11 protein-coding genes and 1 pseudogene are annotated in these 16,961 nt (G+C 71.4%); 4 read left to right on the top strand and 8 right to left on the bottom strand.

Going from position 1 to position 16,961, the window contains the following annotated elements; all coding sequences use genetic code 11:
- Nucleotides 1-9 precede the first annotated feature (9 nt).
- Together ABZ659_RS12965 and ABZ659_RS12960 are read right to left on the bottom strand one after the other, a co-directional pair.
- The gene (locus ABZ659_RS12965) at nt 10-1,014 is read right to left on the bottom strand and encodes a sugar ABC transporter permease (RefSeq protein WP_360217428.1); all 1,005 of its coding nucleotides are present in this window, start codon (nt 1,012-1,014) and stop codon (nt 10-12) included.
- Between the two features lie 163 nt (nt 1,015-1,177).
- Nucleotides 1,178-2,449, bottom strand: a complete 1,272-nt coding sequence (locus ABZ659_RS12960; protein WP_360217425.1) for an extracellular solute-binding protein — start codon at nt 2,447-2,449, stop codon at nt 1,178-1,180.
- Between the two features lie 401 nt (nt 2,450-2,850).
- Between ABZ659_RS12960 and ABZ659_RS12955 the strand changes: the two genes are divergently transcribed.
- Together ABZ659_RS12955 and ABZ659_RS12950 are read left to right on the top strand one after the other, a co-directional pair.
- A complete protein-coding gene (locus ABZ659_RS12955) occupies nt 2,851-3,885 on the top strand; it encodes a LacI family DNA-binding transcriptional regulator (RefSeq protein WP_360217422.1) in 1,035 nt (344 codons plus the stop codon).
- A 132-nt stretch (nt 3,886-4,017) separates the two neighbouring features.
- Nucleotides 4,018-5,037: a phosphatase PAP2 family protein gene (locus tag ABZ659_RS12950; protein WP_360217419.1), complete on the top strand. Its 1,020-nt coding sequence runs from the start codon at nt 4,018-4,020 to the stop codon at nt 5,035-5,037.
- Between the two features lie 17 nt (nt 5,038-5,054).
- Here ABZ659_RS12950 and ABZ659_RS12945 read toward each other — a convergent pair.
- From ABZ659_RS12945 to ABZ659_RS12935, 3 genes and pseudogenes are all read right to left on the bottom strand, one after another.
- Nucleotides 5,055-5,213 (bottom strand): annotated as a pseudogene (locus ABZ659_RS12945) (LysR family transcriptional regulator); the annotation flags it as partial.
- A gap of 268 nt (nt 5,214-5,481) precedes the next feature.
- The gene (locus ABZ659_RS12940; RefSeq protein ID WP_360217416.1) at nt 5,482-8,493 is read right to left on the bottom strand and encodes a bifunctional [glutamine synthetase] adenylyltransferase/[glutamine synthetase]-adenylyl-L-tyrosine phosphorylase; all 3,012 of its coding nucleotides are present in this window, start codon (nt 8,491-8,493) and stop codon (nt 5,482-5,484) included.
- 260 nt (nt 8,494-8,753) lie between these two features.
- On the bottom strand, nt 8,754-10,298 hold the full coding sequence (locus ABZ659_RS12935; protein WP_360217413.1) for a pectate lyase: 1,545 nt from the start codon (nt 10,296-10,298) through the stop codon (nt 8,754-8,756).
- Between the two features lie 613 nt (nt 10,299-10,911).
- Here ABZ659_RS12935 and ABZ659_RS12930 point away from each other — a divergent pair.
- A complete protein-coding gene (locus ABZ659_RS12930; RefSeq protein WP_360217410.1) occupies nt 10,912-11,871 on the top strand; it encodes a sigma-70 family RNA polymerase sigma factor in 960 nt (319 codons plus the stop codon).
- Between the two features lie 28 nt (nt 11,872-11,899).
- Here ABZ659_RS12930 and ABZ659_RS12925 read toward each other — a convergent pair whose 3' ends face one another.
- The 3 genes from ABZ659_RS12925 to ABZ659_RS12915 all read right to left on the bottom strand — a co-directional run bounded on the left by ABZ659_RS12925 (nt 11,900) and on the right by ABZ659_RS12915 (nt 15,019).
- A complete protein-coding gene (locus tag ABZ659_RS12925) occupies nt 11,900-13,654 on the bottom strand; it encodes an NAD+ synthase (RefSeq protein WP_360217407.1) in 1,755 nt (584 codons plus the stop codon).
- A gap of 67 nt (nt 13,655-13,721) precedes the next feature.
- Nucleotides 13,722-14,360 carry a DUF305 domain-containing protein gene (locus tag ABZ659_RS12920; protein WP_360217404.1) on the bottom strand — a complete coding sequence of 213 codons (639 nt, stop codon included), beginning with the start codon at nt 14,358-14,360 and terminating at the stop codon, nt 13,722-13,724.
- Nucleotides 14,357-15,019 carry a DUF3105 domain-containing protein gene (locus ABZ659_RS12915; RefSeq protein WP_360217401.1) on the bottom strand — a complete coding sequence of 221 codons (663 nt, stop codon included), beginning with the start codon at nt 15,017-15,019 and terminating at the stop codon, nt 14,357-14,359. The genes ABZ659_RS12920 and ABZ659_RS12915 overlap by 4 nt, the downstream gene beginning before the upstream one ends.
- A gap of 374 nt (nt 15,020-15,393) precedes the next feature.
- Between ABZ659_RS12915 and ABZ659_RS12910 the strand changes: the two genes are divergently transcribed.
- Nucleotides 15,394-16,755: a glutamine synthetase family protein gene (locus ABZ659_RS12910; protein ID WP_360217398.1), complete on the top strand. Its 1,362-nt coding sequence runs from the start codon at nt 15,394-15,396 to the stop codon at nt 16,753-16,755.
- Nucleotides 16,756-16,961 lie beyond the last annotated feature (206 nt).

The following is a 16,961-nucleotide window of genomic DNA, read 5'->3' as shown; positions in this document are numbered from 1 at the left end:
ACTCCTGCCTCAGATCGCGAGCTGCTGGTCGTTGCGGTTCAGCCAGCGGCGGTAGAAGGAGGTGAAGACGATCAGGATGGCCAGCAGCAGGATGCCGTAGGCCGCGGACTCGGCGAACTCGCGCGGCTGCTGTCCGAAGCCGAGCTGGTAGGCCCAGGTGACCAGGATCTGGGCGTCGGGGGCGGTGTTGCCGAACAGCAGGAAGATGATGGCGAACTGGTTGAACGTCCAGATCACCCCGAGGAGTACGACGGTGGAGCTGACGGAGCGCAGGCCCGGCAGGGTGACGTAGCGGAACCGCTGCCAGGGGGTGGCGCCGTCCATCTCGGCGGCCTCGTAGAGGGTGGAGTCGATGGACTGCAGGCCGCCCAGCAGGGAGACCATCATGAACGGCACACCGCACCAGGTGTTGACCATGATCGCGGCGAACCGCTGCCAGAAGGTGTCCTCCAGCCACTGCGGGCTGGGCAGGTGCAGGGCGTCCAGCGCGGTGTTGATGATCCCGGAGTCGGCGAGCATGAACCGCCAGCCGAAGACGGTGACGAAGGTGGGCACGGCCCACGGCAGCACCAGCAGCAGCCGGTAGAGGGTGCGGCCGCGCAGCTTCTGGTTGAGCAGCAGGGCGAGGCCGAGACCTATGGAGTAGTGCAGGGCGACGCAGGCCGCGGTCCAGACGATGGTCCAGATGAAGTGCGACCAGAAGCGGTCGTAGGCGGTCTCGCCCCACAGGATGTCGGCGTAGTTGTCGAAGCCGATGAACTCGTAGGTGGCCTCGATCTCGTTGACGCCGATGGTGCGGGCGGTGTTGAGGCTGTCGGCGTCGGTGAGCGTCAGGTAGAAGCCGTACGCCAGCGGATACAGCACCAGCACGCCGAGCACGAGGACCACCGGGGTGATCATCGCGTACGCGTACCAGTACTTCCGGTAGCTCTGCTTCAGGCGCCGACCCAGCCCGGGACGCGGCGCGCGGTCACCGCGACGCTTACCGGTCGCGCGGTCGATGGCGACTGTCATGGTTCGCACTTTCTACAAGATCCGGGGGTGGGACGGCCGCTGCTGGCACCCCGCCGACGCGTGGGCCGCGACCGGCGCAGCCCCGGCCGGGGACGGCCGGGGCACAGGCCGGTGGCCGCGGGATCCCTCCGGTTCGTTCCGGGGGATCCGGCGGCCACGTCGACTACTTGCTGAAGTCCGGGACCAGCTTGGCGATCGCGATCTCCGCGTCGCCCAGGCCCTTGTCCAGGGACTCCTTGCCGCTGGCGATCTCCAGCAGCTGGTCGTCGAGGGGACCCCACAGGGAGCTGTACTCGGGCAGCGCCGGGCGCGGCTGCGCGGCGGCGAGGACGCCCTGGTAACCCGCGATGCCCGGGTCGGCCTTGACCTGGTCGGTGTAGGCGTCGTCACGCGTGGGCAGCGTGTTGTTCTTCAGCGCGATGGTCTCCTGCGCCTTCGCGGAGGTCATGAAGTTCACGAACTTCAGCGAGGCCTCCTGGTGCGCCTTGTCCGAACCCGCGTAGACGGACAGGTTGTGGCCGCCGGTCGGGGCGCCCGCCGTGCCCGAGGAACCGGCCGGGACGGTCGCGATGCCCAGGTTCTGCTTGTCCGTGAACGCGGAGCCCTTGTAGAAGTTGGTGATCTCCCACGGGCCCTGGATGATCGCGGCGACCTTGCCGTTGACGAACGCGTCCTGGATGTGGGCGTACGCGTCGGCGGTGGTGTCGGCCTTGTGCAGGCCCTTGCCGTCGAACAGCTCCAGCCAGGTGCCGTAGCCCTTCTTGGCCTCGGGCGAGGTGACGGTGATCTTCTTGGCGGCGACGTCGACCGTGTCGGTGCCCTCGCCGTAGAGGAAGGACTGGGCGTAGTAGGCCTGGGTGGAGCCCCAGTAGCCGTCGACGCCGGTCTTGTCCTTGATCGTGGCGGCGGCCTTCTTCAGGTCGTCCCAGGTCTTGGGGGCCTCGACGCCCGCCTTCGCGAAGAGTTCCTTGTTGTAGACGAGGGCCAGGGTGTCCGTGGTGAACGGCACGCCGTACGTCTTGCCCTCGTACTTGGCCTGCTCGACCAGGTTGGACTTGAACTGGCTCTGGTCCGCGAGGGCCTCGGTGCCGTCCAGCGGCAGGAAGAAGCCCTTCTTGGCGAACGCCGGGGTCCAGCCGACCTCGGAGCGCAGCACGTCCGGGGCGCCCTTGGAACCGGCCGCCGTGTCGAACTTGTTCTGCGCCTGGTCGAAGGGCACGTTGACGTACTTGACCTTGATGTCCTTGTTGGCGGCCTCGAACTCCTTGACCAAGGCCTGGTACGTCGGCGCCTCATTGGTGGCGTTGGAGGTGTCCCACCAGGTGATGGTGACCGGACCGTCGGCCTTGTCGCCGCTGTCGCTGTCCCCGCCGCAGGCCGTCGCCGCGAGAGCGAGGGACGCCACCAGCGCGGTGGCCGCTATGCCACGCCGCATGAGTTCTCCTTGAGGGTTAAAGCCCGTGGGGTGCGGAAGGCGGTCCCGTCCGCCGACCCGCTACTTGCCGACTGCGCCTTTGCCGCCGCCGGGCGACGTGAACGTAACAGCGATGCAATCGACGCGAAAGGCCTTGCAGCAAAAAAGTGCAAGAGATCTCGCAAGTTACCTGTCCGTGACCTCTCGTCGACCGTCATGAGACCGGTTCGAGTCCGCTTGGAGACTGGTTTTTACTGCGACGGAGCGGCAAGGCACAGACTTGTGCAAGACTCTGCAAGCTCTTGCCAGCGAAATTCCGAGGGGACGCGATGAGGCAGCAACCCGCACGGGGCCGCGCTACGGCCCGCATCCGGCGTCCGGTTGGTGGGCAAGGTGAGGGCCGCCCGGTACAGTCCACCCCTGTGACCACACGGCTTGCGGACATCGCTGCGCAGGCGGGGGTGAGCGAGGCGACCGTCAGCCGCGTCCTCAACGGGAAGCCAGGCGTCGCCGCCACCACCCGTCAGTCCGTGCTGGCCGCCCTCGACGTCCTCGGCTACGAGCGTCCGGTGCGGCTGCGGCAGCGCAGCGCGGGACTCGTCGGCCTGATCACCCCGGAGCTGGAGAACCCCATATTCCCGGCCCTGGCGCAGGTGATCGGCCAGGCGCTGACCCGCCAGGGCTACACCCCCGTGCTCGCCACCCAGACCCCGGGCGGCTCCACCGAGGACGAGCTGACCGAGATGCTGGTGGACCGCGGGGTCGCGGGCATCATCTACGTCTCCGGGCTGCACGCCGACACCACCGCCGACACCCAGCGCTACGAGCAGCTGCGCGCCCAGGGCGTGCCGTTCGTGCTGGTGGACGGCTTCTCGCCGAAGGTGCAGGCGCCGTTCATCTCCCCCGACGACCGCGCGGCGATGACCCTGGCGGTCACCCACCTCGCCTCCCTCGGCCACACCCGGATCGGGCTCGCCCTCGGCCCGAAGCGGTTCGTGCCGGTGCAGCGCAAGATCGAGGGCTTCACGCGCACGGTGCAGGACCAGCTCGGCCTGGACGCCGCGACGATCGAGACGGAGCTGATCCAGCACTCCCTGTACACCCTGGAGGGCGGCCAGGCCGCCGCCAACGCCCTGATGGACCGGGACTGCACCGCCGTGGTGTGCGCCAGCGACATGATGGCGCTCGGCGCGATACGCGCGGCCCGCCAGCGCGGTCTGGACGTGCCCAAGGACATCTCGGTGGTCGGCTTCGACGACTCCCCGCTGATCGCCTTCACCGACCCGCCGCTGACCACCGTGCGCAAGCCGGTCCCGGCGATGGGGCAGGCCGCGGTACGCACGTTGCTGGAGGAGATCGGCGGGACGCCCGCGCCCCACAGTGAGTTCGTGTTCATGCCGGAACTGGTGGTGCGGGGATCGACCGCTTCGGCCCCTGGTGACCGGAATCGTCCTTAGGGCGGAGCCTCAAGGTCGCCCCTCTCGTACACGAGTAGCAGTCGTACGACTGCGGCCGGTGTAGAACTGGCGTCCGGAACCCGACCGCGGGATGATCGGGGCAGTAAGTCTTTTCTGGCAGACTCTGTACCCATGGGTGACTCGACCGTGATGACACCGGAAGGCCGCGCGAGGGCCGTTCCGCACCCCGTCACGGACGCCTCGGGGCCGGCCCCGCTGCGCCGTCCGCGCGCCCCGCGCCGCCCCCGTCTCTGGTTCGAGACGCTGCTGATCGCGGTGAGTTACTGGACGTACTCACTGATCCGCAACGCCGTCCCGGAGCAGCGGAGCGAGGCGCTGCGCAACGCCGACTGGATCTGGCGCACCGAGCACCAGCTCGGCCTCGCCTTCGAGCACTCCGTCAACCACGCCGTCAACTCGGTCACTTGGCTGGTCGTCGGCATGAACTACTACTACGCGACGCTGCACTTCGTCATCACGCTGGGCGTGCTGGTCTGGCTCTACCGCGGCCATCCCGGCCGCTACGCCGCCGCCCGCCTGGTCCTCTTCGCGACGACCGTCATCGCCCTCGTCGGTTACTACCTGTATCCGCTGGCGCCCCCGCGACTGATGACCGGCGGCGACTTCATCGACACGGTGCTGGTCCACCAGACCTGGGGCTCGATGGCCTCCGGCGACCTGAAGAACATGTCCAACCAGTACGCCGCGATGCCCTCGATGCACATCGGCTGGTCCCTGTGGTGCGGCCTGATGATCTTCGCCCTGGCCAGGGTGCCGTGGGTGCGGGTCCTCGGCCTGCTCTACCCGGCGGCCACCCTGGTCGTCATCGTGGCGACGGCCAACCACTTCTGGCTGGACGCGGTCGGGGGCATGGTCTGCCTCGCCTTCGGCTACACCGTCGCCCGCCTGTGGTACGGCGCCCTCCCGCACGCCCTCCCCCGCCAGGTCCCGGGGCCGCGCCGCCGCCCCGTCCTGGACCTGCGGCGCCTGCTGCCCGCGGCGGCGCGGGGGGAGCACGACGCGGGCGACGGTCGGCTCCCGGGCCCCGCCGAGCTGGTTCCGGAGCGTCCGGAGCCCCGGGACGGATCCCAGGAGACTCGGGAGACCGCCGCCTCCCACAACGCCGCGACGAAGGCCCCGAGCGCGGGCTGAGCGGGCGCGGTCCCCCGTGCCGCCGCGAAGACCGCACGGGACGCCTCCGGCTCCCCGACCGGCCGTACGACCACGTCCGGAGGCCGGCCGCGCGGCCCCGGGCGCGGGAACAGGGCGACGCCGAGTCCCGCCGCGACGGAGCCCCGCGCGGTGCCGTAGTCCTCGCCCTCCCCCACGAAACAGGGGCGAAAACCGGCCGTTTCGCACGCCGCGCCCCCGCCGCCGCCCGTCGTACGGAGTGCCGTCCTGCCAGGCCCACCCCCGTCAGCAGGACCGCCATCCCCCACCACCACCCGTCCGCCCACCCGTTCGTCCCCCGCGGGTCCGGCGTGACGCGGTCTCACGCGGGTGCGCCCCGCGCGACGGGCGGCACCCGCGGAGGCTACGGCGGCGGTAGGGGACGCCGGGCCCGCGCACCCCGGCCCCACCCGGCCCCCGCCCGGCTCACCCCCCGTAGAACAGCTCGTCCACGACTCCCCGTGCCCGTCGTGCCGTGCGCCGGTAGGCGTCCAGCATGTCGCCCGCCCGGCCGGGCCCGTACCCCAGGTACCGCCCGACCGCGGCCAGCTCCCGCACGTCCGAGGGGAAGGTGTCCGCGGCCCGCCCGCGCACCAGCATCACCGCGTTGCGCACCCGCGTCGCCAGCACCCACGCCTCGTCGAGGATCGCGGCGTCCTCCTCGCCGAGGAGCCCGGCGTCGCGGGCGGCGGCGAGGGCCTGCCGGGTGCGGGTGGTGCGCAGCCCCGGCACCCGGGCCCCGTGCCGCAGCTGCAGCAACTGCACGGTCCACTCCACGTCGGAGAGTCCGCCGGGCCCCAGCTTGGCGTGCAGCTTGGGGTCGACGCCGCGCGGCAGCCGTTCCGACTCCATCCGCGCCTTCAGCCGCCGGATCTCGCGTGCGGCGTCCTCACCGAGCCCGCCCACCGGGTACCGCAGCGGGTCGACGAGTTCCACGAACCGCCGCCCCAGCTCCTCGTCCCCGGCGACCGGCTCGGCCCGCAGCAGCGCCTGCGACTCCCAGACCAGGGACCAGCGGCGGTAGTACGCCTCGTACGACTTCAGGGTGCGCACCATCGGCCCCGACTTGCCCTCCGGGCGCAGGTCGGCGTCGATGAGCAGCGGCGGGTCGGCGCTGGGGAGCTGGAGCAGCCGCCGCATCTCGGAGACCACCCGGTTCGCGGCGTTGGCGGCCTCGCCCTCGTCGGCGCCCTCCCGGGGCTCGTGCACGAAGAGGACGTCCGCGTCGGAGCCGTAGCCCAGCTCGTGCCCGCCGAACCGGCCCATGCCGATGACCGCGAACCGGGTCGGCAGGGTGTCGCCCCAGCCCTCCCGGACGACCGCCCGCAACGTCCCCGCCAGCGTCGCCGCCGTCAGGTCGGAGACCGCGCCGCCGACCAGGTCCACCAGGGCGCCCTGGTCGGCCTCGGCGGGCTGGGCCTCGGTGCCGTAGGAGCCGACGATGTCCGCCGCCGCCGTACGGAACAGCTCCCGGCGCCGTACCCCGCGTGCCGCGGTGACCGCCTGTTCGGCGCTCGGGGCGCGGCCGACGGCGGCGAGGATCTCCTGCTCCAGCGGCCCGCGCTCGCGCGGCACGAGCCCGCCGCCGCCCCCGCCGCGACCGTCGCCGTCGCCGAGCAGCGCCACCGCCTCCGGGGCCCGCATCAGCAGGTCGGGGGCGAGCCGCCCGGCGGACAGCACCCGGGCGAGGTTCTCCGCCGCCGCGCCCTCGTCGCGCAGCAGCCGCAGGTACCACGGGGTCTTGCCGAGCGCGTCGGACACCTTGCGGAAGTTCAGCAGGCCCGCGTCCGGCTCGGCGGAGTCCGCGAACCAGCCGAGCAGCACCGGCAGCAGCGTCCGCTGGATCGCCGCCTTGCGGGTGACGCCGGACGCCAGCGCCTCCAGGTGCCGCAGCGCCGCCGCCGGGTCGGCGTACCCGAGCGCGACCAGCCGCTCCCGCGCCGCCACCGCGCTGAGCCGCGTCTCGCCGGGGGCGAGCTGGGCGACGGCGTCGAGCAGCGGCCGGTAGAAGATCTTCTCGTGCAGGCGCCGCACGACGGCGGCGTGCCGCTTCCACTCCCGGTTCAGCGCCGACACCGGTTCCGTACGCAGGCCCAGCGAGCGCCCGAGCCGCCGCTGGTCCTCCTCCGCCTCGGGCACCAGGTGGGTGCGGCGCAGCCGGTAGAGCTGGATGCGGTGCTCCATGGTGCGCAGGAAGCGGTAGGCGTCCTCCAGCTGGGCGGCGTCCGCCCGCCCGACGTAGCCGCCCGCCGCCAGCGCCTGGAGCGCGCTCAGCGTGGTGCCGCTGCGCAGGGAGGCGTCGGCGCGGCCGTGCACCAGCTGGAGCAGCTGCACGGCGAACTCGACGTCGCGCAGCCCGCCGGGCCCGAGCTTCAGCTCCCGGTCGACCTCGGCGACGGGGATGTTCTCCACGACCCTGCGCCGCATCTTCTGCACGTCGGCGACGAAGTTCTCCCGCTCGGCGGCCTGCCAGACCAGCGGCTCCACGGCGGCGACGTACTCCTCCCCCAGCTCCAGGTCCCCGGCGACGGGGCGGGCCTTCAGCAGCGCCTGGAACTCCCAGGTCTTGGCCCAGCGCTGGTAGTAGGCGAGGTGGGAGGCGAGGGTGCGCACCAGCGGCCCGTTGCGGCCCTCGGGCCGCAGGTTGGCGTCGACGGGCCAGATCGTGCCCTCGACGGTGGTCTCGGAGCAGATCCGCATCATGTGCGAGGCCAGCCGGGTGGCGGCGCGCAGCGCCTTGCCCTCGTCGGCCCCGCCGACGGCCTCCCCCACGAAGACCACGTCCACGTCGGAGACGTAGTTCAGCTCGTGGCCGCCGCACTTGCCCATCGCGATCACCGCGAGGCGGCACAGCGCGGCGTCGTCGGGCGCGGCGGTGCGGGCGATGGCGAGCGCGGCGCGCAGCGTGGCGGTGGCGAGGTCGGCCAGCTCGGCCGCCGCCTGGGCGACGTCGGTCGTCCCGCACACGTCCCGCGCGGCGATGGAGAGCAGACAGCGCCGGTAGGCGACCCGCAGCGCCACCGGGTCGGCGGCCCCGGCGAGCCCGCGCTCGAACTCCTCCACCCCCGGGTGCAGGTCCCGCGGCTCGTACGTCACCAGCGCCTGCCAGTCCCCCGCGTGCCGGGCGAGGTGGTCGGCGAGGGCGGCGGAGGCGCCGAGCACCCCGAGCAGCCGGTCGCGCAGCGGCTTGGCCGCTATCACCGTGTCCAGCAGCTCCCGCCGGGCGGTCGGCGAGGGCTGCGCCTCCAGCAGCCGTACCAGCCCGTGCAGCGCCAGGTCGGGGTCGGCGGTGGCGCCGAGCGCCTCAAGGAGCACCGGGTCGTTGCGTACGGCGGCCAGCTCCACCCCGTCGAGGAGGCGCTCGGCGGCCGACGGGTCCGTGAAGCCGTGCCGCAGCAGCCGAGTGAAGGTACTGCTCCTGCGCCCCGGCGCCGTCATGGTCGGCCTCCCTCGTCGGATCCCCGGCGGATCCTCGCGGACCCCCGACGGATCAAGGTGGTACGAGGCCGAGCCTAACCGCAGGGACCGGCGCAGGCTCCGATGAGTCCGCGCCCCGGACGGGGTCACTGCTCCAGCCGACCCGAAAGGAACCGTCCCGCGCGTCCCCCGGGCCAGACCCGGTGGCGCCTCACGTAGGACGGAGCGCCGGGGGCCGCCCGCCGTGGCGGACGGCCCCCGGCCGGGGACTCGGGTGCGACTCAGGCGTACGTCTCGAACTCGGCGACCCTCGGGGTGCCGTTGGAGCTGGTGATCTCGAAGGTGATCTTGTTGAGCGTGGTCGCGGTGAAGGCGATGGCGCCCGCCCCGCTGCCGGTCTTCAGGACGGCGCCGGTGTCGTGGTTGACGACCCGCCAGGAGCCGATGGCACCGGTGGCCCCGGCGGCCTCGCGGATGTTGATCGAGGAGACCCGGGTGGCGGAGCCCCACTTGACGGAGATCGAGCCGGTCGAGCCGGTCGGCGACCAGTAGGTGCTCATGTTGCCGTCACGGACGTTGCCGTAGCTGGTGCCGTCGGCCTTGCTGGACCCGTCGGACCCGGCGCCGATGCTGAGGTTGGTGCCGGTGGGCGGGTCGGTCGGGTCGGGGTCGGTGGGGTCCGGGTCGGTCGGGCCGGGGTCGGTCGGGTCCGGCGTCTGCGGGGTGCAGTTGCCGTCCGAGACGCGCAGCCCCTTGTTGGCGCCGGCGGTCTGGCTGACGACGCTCGGCACGCAGCTCGCCGCGTCCAGGGAGTAGGAGTAGGGGATGCTGACGCTGGTGTTGGACGTCGGGTTCGGCCCGGCCGGGTTGGTGTCGCCGCTCCGGCTCGACCAGGTCACGTTGTCGAAGATGTTGCCGTTGACCTGCCAGTACCCGGCCGCGTCGGTGTAGAACGTGCCGAGGACGTCCTGGGAGTCCTCGAAGTAGTTGCTGTCCACCCGGGCGCGGGCGCCGGCACGGGAGTTGATGCCGGACTTGTTCAGCTGGACGTAGTGGTTGTTGTAGATGTGGGCGATGCCGCCGCGCAGCAGCGGCGTGCGGGAGTCGACGTTCTGGTACAGGTTGTGGTGGAACGTGACGTACCCGTTGGAGACGTCGCTCTCGCTGGAGCCGATCAGCCCGCCGCGCCCGGAGTTGCGCAGGACGCTGTAGGACAGCGTCACGTACCGGGTGTTGTCCTTCATGTCGAAGAGGCCGTCGTAGCCCTCCGACTCGCCACCGGACGCCTCCAGCGTGCTGTGGTCGACCCAGACGTTGCGGACGTCGCTCTCCATGCCGATGGCGTCGCCGCCGTTGGAGGTCGGGGAGCCCGACTTCTTGACGTTCTTCACCGTCACGTTCTGGATGATGATGTTGCTGGCCTCACGGATGTGGATGCCGAGTTGGTCGAAGACGGCCCCGTTCCCGACGCCGACGATCGTGATGTTGCTGACCTGCTTCAGCTCGATCTTGTCGGCGGCGGTGTTGCAGCTGTCGCCGGAGACCTTGCTGGTGTTGCCGTGGTTGATGGTGCCCTCGACCTGGATGGTGATCGGGGTGCTGCTGCTGGCCCGGTTGCACAGGGCCGTGTGGATCGCGGTGCCGGTGGTGGCCCGGACGGTCTGGCCGCCCGCGCCACCGGTGGTGCCCCCGTTCTGGGTGGCGTAACCGGTGGCCCCGGTGGTGGCCGCCGACGCCGTGGGCATCGACAGGGCCACCCCCGTCGCGGCCACTACGGCTCCGGTGGCCAGGGCCGCGTAGAGCCGCACTGCGACTGGTCGCTTCATGCTTGCTCGCCTTGCCTTTCGTCTTCGACTAGGGGTCATTGCCGCATTGCATGTGCCGTGCGCGTGACGCGCCTGGTCGTGCGCGTCGTCCTGCGCTGGTCTCGCGCGTCGTACCTGGTGCATGTCATGGGCATGTCAGCAAGCCGTCGACAAGCCTTTGCGGGTGCCGCGACGTCTACCTCCACCGGAACAACCCATGAAGATGGGAAAGCGCTTTCTGTTGCGCGAGGGTATGGGTAGCTCCGGCCGCTGACAAGCCTCCGCGCAACAACCGGAAGAAGCCGACCGCCACGGGACGGCAACGCGACGGCCACCGGGACGCCACCGGACACCACTGACCACGCTCGCCCCGACGGCCCGATCAGGCTCTTCCCCGTCACGGACGTCGACGCCGCCCCGAGCACGGGGAGCACGGAGGCGGACACACCGGCGTCGGCGGTCTGAGCCGGGCCCCGTCACACAGAGCCCCGACCCGGCGAGTACGCGTAGGCCGGGCCGTGCTCGCCCACGGCACCAGGGCGGTGTGACGCAGGGCACAACCACGGCTGTCACATAGTGGCCGGGCCGGGCGTCTTGTGCGTGACGGACGAAGGCGAAGACGCGGGGAGCCGACATGAGCGCACAGACGAACGCACGGACCGGGAACGCCGTCGGGACGCACGCGCGTGACGGTCGTACGGACTCCGCCACCGAGGCGTTCGTCGCCCATCGCAACCTGCTGTTCACCGTCGCCTACGAGATGCTCGGCTCGGCCGCCGACGCGGAGGACGTCCTCCAGGAGACATGGCTGTGCTGGGTGGGCGTCGGCCCCGACACCGTGCGCAACCAGCGCGCCTACCTGGTCCGTACGGCCACCCGGCAGGCGCTGAGCCGACTGCGCACCCTGAGACGCGGCAAGGGGTCCTACGTCGGCCCCTGGCTCCCCGAACCGCCGCTCACCGCGCCCGACGTGACCGGGGACGTGGAGCTGGCCGACAGCGTGTCGATGGCGATGCTGCTGGTGCTGGAGACGCTCGCCCCGACCGAGCGGGCCGTGTTCGTGCTGCACGAGGTCTTCGACCTCCCGTACGACGAGATCGCGGAGGCCGTGGACGAGACCCCGGTCGCGGTACGCCGGATCGCGCACCGCGCCCGCACCCACGTCGCCGCGCGGCGGCCCCGCGAGGTCGTCTCCCCGGCCGAGGCCCAGGGCACCTTGGAGGCGTTCCGGCAGGCGATCGAGACCGGCGCCCCCCGGCGCCTGCTCGCCCCGGACGTCGTCCTGCTGACCGACGGCGGCGGAGCCGTCCAGGCCACGCTCACACCCGTCGTCGGCGCCGACCGGGTGGCCGCCGCCCTCACGGGAACCGGCGCCCGGGTATCGGTACGGCCGACCCAGGTCAACGGCTGCCCGGCGCTCTCCCTCCACGTGGACGGCAACCTCGACACCGTCCTGGCGGTCCGCGCCACCGACGGCCTCGTCACCGCCCTCTACGCCGTACGCAACCCCGAGCAGCCGCCCCACCTCGACCAGCGGACCCCGGCGAACGGCCGGGCGACGGGCGGGACGGACCCCGAGGAGGCGGACGGCTGACGGCGTAGGGACGGGGCTGTCGCCGTCCCTACGCCGTCTCCCGCCACCCGTTCGTGATCGGGAGGCGTCGGTCCTTGCCGAAGCCCTTGGGGGAGATCTTCGTGCCCGGCGGGTACTGGCGGCGCTTGTACTCGGCGGTGTCGACGAGGCGGAGGGTCCTGGTCACCAGGTCGTGGTCGAAACCGGCGGCGGCGATGGTGTCGGCGCCCTCGTCGCGGTCGACGTAGCGCTCCAGGATGGCGTCGAGGACGGGGTAGTCCGGGAGGGAGTCGGTGTCGACCTGGCCGGGGCGGAGTTCGGCGCTCGGCGGCTTGGAGATGGAGTTCTCCGGGATGGGCGGGGTCTCGCCGCGTTCCGACGCCGCGCGGTTGCGCCACTCGGCCAGGCGGAAGACGGACGTCTTGTACACGTCCTTGATGGGGCCGTAGGCGCCCACCGAGTCGCCGTAGAGGGTGGAGTAGCCGACCGCCAGCTCCGACTTGTTGCCGGGGGCCAGGACGATGTGGCCCTCCTGGTTGGAGATGGCCATCAGGAGCGTGCCGCGCAGCCGGGACTGGAGGTTCTCCTCCGCCAGACCGGTCAGGGACAGCGCCCCCATGTACGCGTCGAACATCGGCTCGATGGAGACCGTACGGAAGTTCAGCCCGGTACGGCGGGCCAGCTCGGCCGCGTCGCCGCGCGAGTGGTCCGAGGAGTACTTCGACGGCATCGAGACGCCGTACACGTTCTCCGCGCCCACCGCGTCACAGGCGATCGACGCCACCAGCGCCGAGTCGATGCCGCCGGACAGGCCGATCAGGACGGACCGGAAGCCGTTCTTCTCCACGTACGCCCGCAGGCCCGTGACCAGCGCCGCGTACACCTCCTCGTCGTCGTCGAGGCGGTCGGCGTAGCCGCCGGGCAGCTCGGGTTCGTAGGCCGCCAGCGGCTCCTCGGAGAGGACCACGCGGTCGATGCGCAGACCGTCGTCGACGACGCCCGTCGGCGCGTCCGGGGCCGCCGCGGGCAGGTCGAGGTCGAGGACCACGCACTCCTCCGCGAACTGCGGCGCCCGCGCGATCACCTCGCCGTCCGCGCCGACGACGATCGAGTCGCCGTCGAAGACCAGCTCGTCCTGGCCGCCGATCATGGCGAGGTAGGCGGTCGTGCAGCCCGCCTCCTGGGCGCGCTTGCGGACCAGTTCCAGCCGGGTGTCGTCCTTGTCGCGCTCGTAGGGGGACGCGTTGACGGACAGCAGCAGGCCCGCGCCCGCCGAACGGGCCGCGGGCACCCGGCCGCCGTCCTGCCACAGGTCCTCGCAGATGGCGAGGGCGACGTCGACGCCGTGCAGCCGCACCACGGGCATACTGTCGCCCGGCACGAAGTAGCGGAACTCGTCGAAGACGCCGTAGTTCGGCAGGTGGTGCTTGGCGAAGGTGAGGACGACCTCCCCGCGGTGCAGCACCGCGGCGGCGTTCTGCGGGGCGCCCGCGGGCTGGCCGTACTTGGGCTGGGCGGTCTCGCAGCGGTCGAGGTAGCCGACGACCACCGGCAGCTCCCCGAAGCCCTCCTCGGCGAGGCGCGCGGCGAGCGAGCGCAGCGCCGCCCGGGACGCCTCCACGAACGAGGAGCGCAGCGCCAGGTCCTCCACGGGGTAGCCGGTGAGGGCCATCTCCGGGAAGGCCACGAGGTGCGCTCCCCGCTCGGCGGAGTGCCGGGTCCAGCGGAGGATCGTCTCCGTGTTTCCGGCGATGTCACCGACGCGTGCGTCGATCTGGTTCAGAGCGAGGCGAAGTTGAGGCACGCCGCCCAGTGTAATCGTCAGAGCGACGCGATGGGGTGCCGTGTGGCGTGGGCCACTGCTCGCGCCGCTACGGCCGCGGCTTCGCCCCCCGCTCCTCCAGCATGTCCGCCATCAGCGCCATCTCCGACTGCTGCCCCTCGACCATGCCCCGCGCGAGCTGCCGCTCCACGCCGACCCCGCACCGGTCCACACAGCCCTCCGCCATGTGCACGCCGCCCTTGTGGTGCTCGGTCATCAGCTGGAGGAAGAGGACCTCGGCCTGCCGCCCTTCGAGTTCGCCGAGCTTCTCCAGCTCGGCGTTGGTCGCCATGCCCGGCATCAGCGCGCCGTCCTCGCCGGGCGGCATGGACCCCATGCCCATCCACGTCATCGGCGGGTTCGCGGACACCTTCGGCAGCCCCCACAGGTCCAGCCAGCCCAGCAACATGCCGCGCTGGTTGGCCTGCGTCTGCGCGATGTCGTACGCCAGGCGCCGGACGTCCTCGTCGTCGGTGCGGTCGCGCACGATGTACGACATCTCCACCGCCTGCTGGTGGTGGACCGCCATGTCCCGGGCGAACCCGGCGTCCGCGGAGTCCGCGGAGTCCGCGGCGGGCGGCTTCACTCCGGAGCCGCCGTCCTCCGCGACCGCGTAGGTGATCGCCCCGGCCGCGACCAGCGCCGCCGCCGCGGCGCCCGCGATCCACCCCGCCTTCGCCCGGGTCACTGACCCAGCCCGCCGGTGCAGGCGGCGCCCTTCTCGGGCGTCTGCTCACCCTGGACGAACTTCTCCAGGAACTTGTCCACGTTCGGGTCGTCCGCGCCGGTCACCGTCCGCTGGTGCCCCCACGCGGTGAGCATGATGGGGTCCGCCTGCTTCTCGTCCGGACTCATCAGCGTGTACGGCGTCTGCTTGACCTTCGCCGCCAGCGCGTCGACGTCCGCCTTCGGGGCCTTGCTGTTGTACGTCACCCAGACGGCGCCGTGCTCCAGCGAGTGCACGGCGTTCTCGTTCTTGAGGGCCTTGGTGTAGACGTCACCGTTGCAGTTCATCCAGACCGCCTGGTGGTCGCCGCCGACCGGGGGCGTCACCGGGTACGTCACGGACTTGGTGACGTGGTTGCGGGAGAGGGTGCCCTTCCAGGTGCTGATGCCGTCCGCCCCGGCGACCAGCTTGCCCGTGGTCTTGGAGTCGTCGGCCGAGTCCGAGTCGTCGGACTGCGACCGGACGAGGATCACCCCGCCGACGACGAGGGCGGCCACGACGACCGTGGACGCCGTGATCGTGGCGACGCGGCGACGGCGCTCGCGGGCTTGCTCCGCGCGCCGCATCTCCTCTATCCGCGCCTTGCGCTCGGCACTGCTCTTGTTCTTGGCGGAACCCATGGGACTGGCCCTTCTGGGGAGGGGGGACGGTCGGGTGCGCTGATCGTAATGGGGGACCACCGCGGTCTCGTAGGGTGGTCACAGGAATGGCCCGATAGGTACGGGAACGGGCGTTCCGGTGAGGCGGCGGCGGGCCGCCGGAAGCTCCCGTACCGCCCTGCCATTACGGATGTCGGTGCGGGCAGGCAAGATGGGCGGAAGAGCCCGGGGAGCTGTACACCTGCCGTAGCTGAGGCGTTCAGACCGGGGTCGGCCGGGCGATCAAGGTCCGCAACGCGCACGAAACGGTGTTGTGGTGGGATGCTCAGGTGCCCGACCGCCTCCCGAGGGACCGGAGACAGGCGGCCTGACCAGCAAGGATGGGGAAGCGGAAGATGGACAAGCAGCAGGAGTTCGTGCTCCGTACGTTGGAGGAGCGCGACATCCGGTTCGTACGCCTGTGGTTCACGGACGTCCTGGGCTTCCTCAAGTCGGTCGCCGTGGCCCCAGCCGAGCTTGAGCAGGCGTTCGACGAGGGCATCGGCTTCGACGGTTCCGCGATCGAGGGCTTCGCCCGGGTGTACGAGTCCGACATGATCGCCAAGCCGGACCCCTCCACCTTCCAGGTGCTGCCGTGGCGCGCGGAGGCGCCGGGCACGGCCCGGATGTTCTGCGACATCCTGATGCCGGACGGCTCCCCGTCCTTCGCGGACCCGCGCTACGTCCTCAAGCGCGCCCTCGCCCGCACCTCCGACCTGGGCTTCACCTTCTACACCCACCCGGAGATCGAGTTCTTCCTGCTGAAGGACAAGCCGCTCGACGGCTCGCGACCGACCCCAGCCGACAACTCCGGATACTTCGACCACACCCCGCAGAACATCGGCATGGACTTCCGCCGCCAGGCGATCACCATGCTGGAGTCGATGGGCATCTCCGTCGAATTTTCCCACCACGAGGGCGCCCCCGGCCAGCAGGAGATCGACCTGCGCTACGCCGACGCGCTCTCCACGGCCGACAACATCATGACGTTCCGCCTGGTGATGAAGCAGGTGGCGCTGGAGCAGGGCGTCCAGGCGACCTTCATGCCGAAGCCGTTCTCCGAGCACCCCGGCAGCGGGATGCACACGCATCTGTCGTTGTTCGAAGGCGACAGGAACGCGTTCTACGAGTCCGGCGCCGAGTACCAGCTCTCCAAGGTCGGCCGCTCCTTCATCGCGGGCCTGCTGCGGCACGCGGCGGACATCTCGGCGGTCACCAACCAGTGGGTGAACTCCTACAAGCGCATCTGGGGCGGCTCCGAGCGCACGGCGGGCGCGGGCGGCGAGGCCCCGTCCTACATCTGCTGGGGCCACAACAACCGCTCGGCCCTGGTCCGCGTCCCCATGTACAAGCCCGGCAAGACCGGCTCCGCCCGCGTCGAGGTCCGCTCCCTGGACGCGGGCACCAACCCCTACCTCGCCTACGCCGTCCTCCTCGCCGCCGGCCTGAAGGGCATCGAGGAGGGCTATGAGCTTCCGCCGGGCGCCGAGGACGACGTCTGGGCCCTCTCCGACGCCGAACGCCGCGCGATGGGCATCGAGCCCCTCCCCCAGAACCTCGGCGAGGCCCTCACCCTGATGGAACGCAGCGACCTGGTCGCCGAGACCCTGGGCGAACACGTCTTCGATTTCTTCCTCCGCAACAAGCGCCAGGAGTGGGAGGAGTACCGGTCGGAGGTGACGGCTTTCGAGCTGCGGAAGAATCTGCCGGTGCTGTAGGACGACGTGGCGGCGTGCGCCTTCCTACGGAGGGAACGTCATCCCTTCTCGGGAGGACCGCAGGTGTCGCAGCAGGGGGCGGGGCCGTTTTCGCACTCCCCGCTCCCTGCCCCCTGAAGCCACAGCGTGCGGTCGGGCCCGAACTCAGCCGCAGCCATCAGCTCCTAAGAACTCCTGACGAAATGAGTGGCGGGGAACGCTAGGCT

Source organism: Streptomyces sp. NPDC006997 (assembly GCF_040635175.1).
Lineage (GTDB): Bacteria > Actinomycetota > Actinomycetes > Streptomycetales > Streptomycetaceae > Streptomyces.
The sequence above is the reverse complement of the archived record's forward strand: the minus strand, read 5'-3'. Positions and strand labels throughout refer to the sequence as shown.

Excerpts from the sequence above, each read along its gene's own strand:
- ABZ659_RS12910 (WP_360217398.1), top strand. The coding sequence starts at position 15,394 with ATGGACAAGCAGCAGGAGTTCGTGCTCCGTACGTTGGAGGAGCGCGAC.
- ABZ659_RS12930 (WP_360217410.1), top strand. The coding sequence starts at position 10,912 with ATGAGCGCACAGACGAACGCACGGACCGGGAACGCCGTCGGGACGCAC.
- ABZ659_RS12960 (WP_360217425.1), bottom strand. The coding sequence starts at position 2,449 with ATGCGGCGTGGCATAGCGGCCACCGCGCTGGTGGCGTCCCTCGCTCTC.
- ABZ659_RS12935 (WP_360217413.1), bottom strand. The coding sequence starts at position 10,298 with ATGAAGCGACCAGTCGCAGTGCGGCTCTACGCGGCCCTGGCCACCGGA.
- ABZ659_RS12965 (WP_360217428.1), bottom strand. The coding sequence starts at position 1,014 with ATGACAGTCGCCATCGACCGCGCGACCGGTAAGCGTCGCGGTGACCGC.
- ABZ659_RS12915 (WP_360217401.1), bottom strand. The coding sequence starts at position 15,019 with ATGGGTTCCGCCAAGAACAAGAGCAGTGCCGAGCGCAAGGCGCGGATA.
- ABZ659_RS12940 (WP_360217416.1), bottom strand. The coding sequence starts at position 8,493 with ATGACGGCGCCGGGGCGCAGGAGCAGTACCTTCACTCGGCTGCTGCGG.
- ABZ659_RS12950 (WP_360217419.1), top strand. The coding sequence starts at position 4,018 with ATGGGTGACTCGACCGTGATGACACCGGAAGGCCGCGCGAGGGCCGTT.